Origin of the sequence: Vibrio sp. 10N.222.46.A1 (assembly GCF_041473595.1) — a bacterium.
Classification (GTDB): Bacteria; Pseudomonadota; Gammaproteobacteria; order Enterobacterales; family Vibrionaceae; genus Vibrio; species Vibrio tasmaniensis_A.
In genome coordinates, this window is sequence record NZ_JBFRSN010001320.1 from 1 (window position 1) to 572 (window position 572).

1 protein-coding gene and 1 pseudogene are annotated in these 572 nt (G+C 43.9%); both read left to right on the forward strand.

Going from position 1 to position 572, the window contains the following annotated elements; translation table 11 throughout:
- Positions 1–348: ABC transporter substrate-binding protein (locus AB4496_RS26285; RefSeq protein WP_372132828.1), on the forward strand; the 348-nt coding region annotated here is incomplete at its 5' end.
- A 99-nt stretch (positions 349–447) separates the two neighbouring features.
- Positions 448–572, forward strand: a pseudogene (locus AB4496_RS26290) (ABC transporter permease); the annotation flags it as partial.

Genomic DNA, 572 nt, shown 5'->3' on the forward strand with positions numbered 1-572 from the left:
ATGTTCAATAAGGGCAGTCGCTTCTCAATCATCTTTGATGACTTTGGCTTTGTGGAGTCAAAGAGTGCGACAGTGGCTCCGATTAAAGGGAATCACGGCAATCTAATCTCGTTTGAATATATTGCTGACGCAAAACCTGAAGTGCTTTACGTGCTTGACCGCGAAAAAGCGATCGGTAAGTCAGAAGGGCGCGCACAACAGCTGTTTGACAACCCACTGGTTGCAGCAACACCTGCAGCGCAGCAAGGCAACATCGTTTACCTTGATTCAAGTGCTTGGTATCTGGTAGGTGGCGGCGTAACAGCGATTCACAGAATGTTGGGTGACATTGAACGTACGATTCAATAGTTACTAGTCATCAGATTCTCGGGCTTATAAGAGTGTTCTTATAAGCCCTTTTTCACTTTTTTATACGGTCTCCCCGATCCTACCTTTAGTATTACTTCTATGTTAAAACCCATTGCAGCTGCTGTATTTCTTGTTGTGTTATGCGTTGCGTCATTAATGATTGGAGTCGCTGAGATCAGTTTTAGCGATTTTTTCAATGGCAACCAACACGCCAACTCTATTTA